Annotated in this window: 6 protein-coding genes; 2 read left to right on the top strand and 4 right to left on the bottom strand. The window is 66.9% G+C overall.

Annotation, left to right across the window (positions count from 1 at the left end):
- Positions 1-323: 323 nt before the first annotated feature.
- Positions 324-1,727: an aspartate aminotransferase family protein gene (locus tag UUA_RS06885; protein WP_008435425.1), complete on the bottom strand. Its 1,404-nt coding sequence runs from the start codon at positions 1,725-1,727 to the stop codon at positions 324-326.
- A gap of 53 nt (positions 1,728-1,780) precedes the next feature.
- Positions 1,781-2,482 (bottom strand): MtnX-like HAD-IB family phosphatase, encoded by a 702-nt coding sequence (locus tag UUA_RS06890; RefSeq protein WP_008435426.1) that lies wholly within the window; start codon positions 2,480-2,482, stop codon positions 1,781-1,783.
- Between the two features lie 140 nt (positions 2,483-2,622).
- Between UUA_RS06890 and UUA_RS06895 the strand changes: the two genes are divergently transcribed.
- Positions 2,623-3,405, top strand: a complete 783-nt coding sequence (locus tag UUA_RS06895; protein ID WP_008435427.1) for a MipA/OmpV family protein — start codon at positions 2,623-2,625, stop codon at positions 3,403-3,405.
- 129 nt (positions 3,406-3,534) lie between these two features.
- Here the strand turns inward: UUA_RS06895 and UUA_RS06900 are convergent, their stop codons facing one another.
- Entirely contained in the window at positions 3,535-3,849 is a 315-nt protein-coding gene (locus tag UUA_RS06900; protein ID WP_008435429.1) for a non-heme iron oxygenase ferredoxin subunit, read from the bottom strand.
- Positions 3,846-4,394 (bottom strand): GNAT family N-acetyltransferase, encoded by a 549-nt coding sequence (locus tag UUA_RS06905; protein ID WP_008435431.1) that lies wholly within the window; start codon positions 4,392-4,394, stop codon positions 3,846-3,848. Before UUA_RS06905 ends, UUA_RS06900 begins: the two co-directional genes overlap by 4 nt.
- A gap of 177 nt (positions 4,395-4,571) precedes the next feature.
- Here UUA_RS06905 and UUA_RS06910 point away from each other — a divergent pair, with 177 nt between their 5' ends.
- Positions 4,572-6,605: a M13 family metallopeptidase gene (locus UUA_RS06910; RefSeq protein ID WP_008435433.1), complete on the top strand. Its 2,034-nt coding sequence runs from the start codon at positions 4,572-4,574 to the stop codon at positions 6,603-6,605.
- Positions 6,606-6,695: the final 90 nt, after the last annotated feature.

Consider the following 6,695-nt stretch of genomic DNA (forward strand, 5'->3'; position numbering starts at 1 on the left):
GATGCCCGGCAAGCGCCAAGCGGGGTGGCCTTCTCTTTTGGTTACTTTTCTCTTGGCCACGCAAGAGAAAAGTGACTCGGTCGCCGAAGGCGATCGACCGCTCTGGCTTTGGCTGGGGCCGAAAAGCATCGCGCGCAAGCGCGCTCCTACAAGGCATGCGTCGTCTTGCGCGACGAGTGAAGTGCGATGCCTGCCTTCGCAGGCATGACGGATGTGAGGGTGCGATGTTCGCCTTCGCCGGCATGACGGGGAGAAGGAGAAAGTCGCGGGCATGAAAAAGGCCCGGCAGTCGCCTGCCGGGCCTTTGATCCACACCGCGCAAATCAGCCCTTCTTGGCCTTCGTCAGCAACTGATCCAGCAGGCTGATCGCCAGATCAATCTCCTCATGCGTGATGTCCAGCGACGGCGCGAAGGTGATCACGTTCTTGTACCAGCCGCCCACGTCGAGCACCAGGCCGATCTTCTTGCCGTTGTGCGTGAGGTCGCCGGCGAGGCCGATGTCGACCATCTTGTCGAGCAGCGCCTTGTTCGGAGTGAAGCCGTCCTCGGTGCAGATTTCGGCGCGCAGGGCGAGGCCGAGGCCATCGACGTCGCCGATTTCCTTGTGCTTCTTCTGCAGCTCGCGCAGGCCTTCGAGGAAGTGCGCGCCCTTCACCGGCACGGTCTTCTCGTAGTCCAGCTCGTAGCCCATCTTGATCACTTCCAGACCCAGCGCGGTGCCGAGCGGGTTGGAGTTGAAGGTGGAGTGGGTGGAGCCCGGCGGGAAGATGGTGGGATTGATCATCTCCTCGCGCGCCCACAGCCCGGACAGCGGGTTGAGGCCGTTGGTGAGCGCCTTGCCGAACACGACCACGTCCGGCGTGACGCCGAAGTGCTCGATCGACCACAGCTTGCCGGTGCGCCAGAAACCCATCTGGATCTCGTCGACCACCAGCAGGATGCCGTACTGGTCTAGCACCTTCTTCAGGCCCTTGAAGAAGCCCATCGGCGGAACGACGTAGCCGCCGGTGCCCTGGATCGGCTCGACGTAGAACGCGGCGTACTCGCACTGGTTGGTTTTCGGATCCCACACGCCGTTGTATTCGGTTTCGAACAGGCGGGCGAACTGGTTCACGCAGCTGTCCGAATACTCCTCGGGGGTCATGCCCTTCGGGCGGCGGAACGGGTACGGGAACGGCAGGAACATCGCGCGCTCGCCGAAGTGGCCGAAGCGGCGGCGGTAGCGGTAGCTGGAGGTGATCGACGAGGCGCCCAGAGTACGACCGTGGTAGCCGCCCTCGAAGGCGAACATCAGGCTCTTGCCGTTCTTGTAGTTGCGCACCAGCTTCAGCGAATCCTCGATCGCCTGCGCGCCGCCCACGTTGAAGTGCACGCGGCCGTCCAGGCCGAACTTCTTCTTCGCATCCCGCGCCACTGTCTTGGCCAGCTCGATGCGGGTCTGGTGCAAATACTGGCTGGCGACCTGCGGCAGCAGGTCGATCTGGCGCTTGAGCGTGTCGTTCAGGCGCTTGTTGCCATAGCCGAAGTTGACCGCCGAGTACCACATCTGCAGGTCGAGGAACGGCGTGCCGGCGGTGTCGAACATGTAGCTGCCTTCGCCGTGGCGGAAGATCTTCGGCGGGTTTACGTAGTGCACGGTGTCGCCGAACGAGCTGTACTTCGCCTCGTCGGCAAGCAGCTCGGCGTCGTCGATCACCACGGAAGCGTTCTTGTCGAAAACATTCATCGGAAATCCGGAGTCGGTAAGCGGGATGGGGAAGCCGCGCGGGTTGGCGGCGATCAGGCCAGCGCGACCGGCGCCGGCACGGCTGGACGGTCGAACAGGCTGCCGTCGAGCAGTTGCGGCAGCAGCTCGAGCGCGTCCTCGAAGCCGGTGATCGGCATGTAGGGGATGCCGGCGGCACGGCAGTGCTCGATCAGGCGATGCTTGGCGAACACGAAGTCGACGCGGTCGGCGGCGCAGAAATCCGAGGCGCCGTCGCCGATCAGCAGGGTCTTCGCGCCACCGCTGCGGGCCTTCGCCACGCAGGCGCACTTGCAGGTGCCGCTGCGGCAGCCGTCGGCCTGGAACGGCGAGGTCAGCTGCCACTGTTTCGGCGGCGTGGCCGGGGCCAGATGGTTTGCCGCCAGCGGCAGGTCGTCCAGGCCATAGCGGGCGAGGATGCGGTGGATCGCGTAATCGAGGCCGTCGCTGATCACGCGGATCGGCACGCCGAGTTCGCGTGCCTTCGCCACGAAGCCCGGGAATGCGTGGTCGATCCACATCTCGCGCAGATGCTCGTCAAGCTCGGCGCGGCTCATCTGCAGCAGGTCGACCTGGCCGGCCATGCATTCGCGCGAACCGATCCGGCCGGCGCGCCAGTCCTGCTCCAGCACTTCCCAGCCGGGGCGGCCGAAGCGGTCGAGCAGCGAGTCGATCACGTCCTCGACGGAAATGGTGCCGTCGAAATCGCACAAAATGGTCCAGCTGGAAACGGGCATCGTCGGCACGCATGGCATGATGATGTCGTGCAGCCTAGGAAAGCTGTCTTTCGGTGCCCTTTCCCCTTTTGGAACGGACGCTGAGCGCGCGCCCTGCATCGTCCGCCACGGTGCGCCGGCAGCCCGTATGCTGCCGCCTCATGTCGAACCGTCGCGCCATTCCGTTGCAACTCGCCCTGCTGCTGGCTGTCTGCCTGCTGTGGCCGCCAGGCAGCATGGCGGCGCCCGACTCGAGCGTGTTCGCCCTCGGTGTCGGCATGCAGCGCATGCCCAGCTGGCCCGGCGCCAAGAGCCAGCACAGCGAGCCGGTGCCGTACCTCGACATCGAGCTGCCCGGCCACGGCAGCTTCTCCACGCTGGACGGGCTGCAGGTCGAGCTGTTCCGCGGCGATGCATGGCGCGGCGGCATCCATGGCGATTACCAATGGGGTCGCTCGCGCGACGACCTCGGCAGCCTGGGCGGGAAGATTGCGTCGTTGTCGCCGCGGATCAACCTGGGCGGCTACCTCGAATGGCAGCTCAACCGGCAGGTCGACGTGGGCGGCAGCCTCAGCCACGACATCAACGGCGCCGGCGCCTACCTGGAGCTGTACGCCGAATGGGATCCGCCGCCGCTCGGGCTGCTCCAGCCGTCCTTCGAGCTGCGCTGGCAGGCGATGAACGCGCCGGCGATGAACCGCTTCTTCGGCATCGACCCGCAGGCCGCACGCGCCTTGTCGGTACCGGTGTGGCAACCCGGTGCCGGCGGCCAGCTGGCCTCGCTGGAGTGCGACCTGTTCATGCCCACCAGCCAGCATACCGGCGTGGCGCTGGCGCTGGTCTACGGGCGCCTGCTTGGCGGCGCCGGCGACAGCCCGCTGGTCACCCGCTACGGTTCGCGCACGCAGCTGACGGAGTCACTGGCGTTCGTCTACCACTTGTAAGGCCTTGCGCGCTGCCGGCAAGGCCGGCACCAACCGCAGCATCAGCAGGGCGAGTACCGCCCACCCACGGTTCCTCATGGCCACCCCCCGCCTTTTGCCGCCGGCAAAACCCCGGCGACGCACAGCGTGTCAGCGGTCGTCGCGGGTCCAGATCGCGCCGTCTTCCTCGCGTACGGGGAAGCTGGCGATCGGTTCGTAGGCCGGCGGCTTGGTCACCGCTCCGGTACGCAGGTCGAAGCGCGCGCCGTGGCGCGGGCACTCCACCTCGAAGCCGAACACCTCGCCACCGGCCAGGTCGCCGCCGTCGTGGGTGCAGGTGTCTTCCACCGCGTACAGCGCGCCGTCGAGGTTGTACACCGCGATCGGCGTGTCGCCGTCCCATACCACCTTGAACTCGCCCGGCAGGAAGTCGCTGCGCGTGCCGACGCGGACCCAGTCGTTCATGCCGCGACCTCGTCGAAGTCCTTGCGCAGCACTTCGAAGCGCAGGTCGTCGCGGCGGGGAATGCCGAAGCGCTCGTCGCCGTAGGGAAACGGCTGGTAGTCCCCGGTGCGCCGGTAGCCACGGCGGCCGTACCAGGCGATCAGTTCCTCGCGCTGCACGATCACCGTCATGCGCATGCCGCGGCAATGCCACTCCTCGCGCGCGACGCGCTCGGCCTCGGCCAGCACCAGCTTGCCCAGGCCACCGCCCTGCCCGGCTGGATCGACCGCGAACATGCCGAAGTAGCCGGCCTCGCCCTGGTGCTCGATATGGCAGCTGGCCATGAGCCGGCCATCGCGTTCGGCCAGCACGATGCGGCTGCCGGGACGCTCGATCAGCCCCCGCACATCAGCCGCGTCGGTACGCTGGCCGTCCAGCAGGTGCGACTCGGTGGTCCAGCCGCGCCGGCCGGATTCGCCGCGGTAGGCGGATTCGACCAGCACCACGATGGCGTCGACGTCGGCCGTGGTCGCTGCGCGGAAAACGGGAAGGGTCTGGGTGCTCATCGTCATGATGATAGTGCGCTGTCCGGCGCGCCCACCATGACCTAGAACAGGCGGTCCGGGCATGACCTTCGACACTGGGCAGTTCGCCGGCCGCCTGCCTAGCCTGCGGTGATCGCAATTTATTGCGACACCTGCACCGACCGGACGCCCGCGTCCCCGACCCGAAGGAAACCCTCCATGAAGCACCGTTGCATGAAGCCGTTGGCATTCGCCCTGGCGATGACGCTGGGCGGCAGCGCACTGGCCGCCACCACCGCTTTCGACGTGAGCGAGCTGGACAGTTCGATCAAGGCCTGCACCGACTTCAACGGTTTCGTCAACGCCAGGTGGGTCGCCGCCAACCCGATTCCCGCCGACCGCACGCGCTGGGGCTCGTTCGACGCGCTGCGCGAGGACAGCCTCAACGTGCAGCGCCGAATCGTCGAACAGGCCGCGCGCGAAGCGGGCACCGCCAAGCCGGGTTCGATCGAGCAGAAGATCGGCTACCTGTATGCCTCCGGCATGGATGTAGCGGCCATCGAGCGGGCCGGCTTCGATCCGGTCAAGCCGCAGCTGGCGCGCATTGACGCCCTGAAGACCCGCGCCGACGTGGTGGCCTATATCCGCGACAGCTACGCCCGCGGCGAGCCGGTGCTGTTCCGCTTCTCCGGCAACGCCGACTTCAAGGATTCCAACCGGCAGATTGCCTACGCCGGCCAGGGCGGCCTGGGCCTGCCCACCGTCGACTACTACGCCAAGCCCGACTTCGCGAAGATCCGCACCGCCTACGTCGCGCACATCGCGAAGCTGCTCGAACTGACCGGCGTGGGCGCCGCCGACGCGCAGCAGCAGGCCAAGGCGGTGCTGGCGTTCGAGACCCGCCTCGCCGCCGTGTCGCTGCCGCCGGTGGAAATGCGCAACCCGCAAAACCGTTACCACTACGTCAGCATCGCCGAGGCCGACCGGGTAACGCCGGACTTCGACTGGCCCGCGTTCTTCAAGGCACAGGGCGCCGACGTGAAGGATGGCTTCTCGCTGTCGCAGCCGAAGTTCTTCGCCGAGGTGCAGAAGATGCTCGGCGACATGCCGCTGGCGCAGTGGCAGGCCTACCTGCGCTACCACGCGATCGCCAGCGCGGCGCCGCACCTGTCCACGCCGTTCCAGCAGGAGGACTTCGCGTTCAACGCGCAGACCCTGAACGGCCAGAAGGAGATGAAGCCACGCTGGAAGCGCGTGCTCGACGCCACCAACGACGGCATGGGCATGGCGCTGGGCCAGCTGTATGTGGCGGACAACTTCTCGCCGACCTCGAAGCAGCGCGCCGAGGAACTGGTGGCCAACCTCAGCGCGGCCTTCCGCACGCGCATCGAGCAGCTCGAATGGATGAGCGACGAGACCAAACAGAAGGCGTTGCAGAAGTGGGCCACCTTCGTGCCGAAGATCGGCTACCCGGACAAATGGCGCGACTGGTCCGGCCTGGCGCTGACGCCGACCAACTACTTCGGCAACGTGCAGGCGGCGGACAAGTTCAACTACGACTACGCCATCGCCAAGATCGGCAAGCCGGTCGACCGCAGCGAATGGGGCATGACCCCGCAGACGGTGAACGCCTACTACAGCGCGCAGAAGAACGAGATCGTGTTCCCGGCGGCGATCCTGCAGCCGCCGTTCTTCGACGCCAAGGCGGATGACGCGATCAACTACGGCGGCATCGGCGCGGTGATCGGCCACGAGATGGGCCACGGCTACGACGACCAGGGCAGCAAGTTCGACGCCCACGGCAACAACGCGAACTGGTGGACCGATGCGGACCGCACGGCGTTCGAGGCGCGCACCGCCAAGCTCGGCGCACAGTTCGACGGCTACGAGGCGCTGCCCGGCAAGCACGTCAACGGCCAGCTCACCATGGGCGAGAACATCGGCGACCTGGGCGGCCTCAACGCGGCGTACACCGCGCTGCAGATGGCACTGGCGAAGAACCCGGCCAAGGCGCAGCGCAAGATCGACGGCTACACCCAGGACCAGCGCTTCTTCCTCAACTGGGCGCGCGTGTGGCGCGGCAACATCCGCCCGGAGGCGCAGCTGACCCTGCTCAACACCGACCCGCACGCACCGGCGAAATTCCGCGCGATCGGCGCGCCTTCGAACATGCCGGAATTCGCCAGGGCATTCCAGTGCAAGACGGTCGACGCGATGGTGCGCGACGGCGCGAAGCAGGTAAGGATCTGGTAAGCCCGGGCGCTTGATTCACCCCACACCGCGGCCGCAAGGCCACGGCTTTCTCAGGGCACCCACTTGCTGCGTAATCGCGTGGACTCGCCC

Source organism: Rhodanobacter thiooxydans LCS2 (assembly GCF_000264375.1).
Classification (GTDB): Bacteria; Pseudomonadota; Gammaproteobacteria; order Xanthomonadales; family Rhodanobacteraceae; genus Rhodanobacter; species Rhodanobacter thiooxydans.

Excerpts from the sequence above, each read along its gene's own strand:
- UUA_RS06910 (WP_008435433.1), top strand. The coding sequence starts at position 4,572 with ATGAAGCACCGTTGCATGAAGCCGTTGGCATTCGCCCTGGCGATGACG.
- UUA_RS06890 (WP_008435426.1), bottom strand. The coding sequence starts at position 2,482 with ATGCCCGTTTCCAGCTGGACCATTTTGTGCGATTTCGACGGCACCATT.
- UUA_RS06885 (WP_008435425.1), bottom strand. The coding sequence starts at position 1,727 with ATGAATGTTTTCGACAAGAACGCTTCCGTGGTGATCGACGACGCCGAG.
- UUA_RS06895 (WP_008435427.1), top strand. The coding sequence starts at position 2,623 with ATGTCGAACCGTCGCGCCATTCCGTTGCAACTCGCCCTGCTGCTGGCT.
- UUA_RS06905 (WP_008435431.1), bottom strand. The coding sequence starts at position 4,394 with ATGAGCACCCAGACCCTTCCCGTTTTCCGCGCAGCGACCACGGCCGAC.
- UUA_RS06900 (WP_008435429.1), bottom strand. The coding sequence starts at position 3,849 with ATGAACGACTGGGTCCGCGTCGGCACGCGCAGCGACTTCCTGCCGGGC.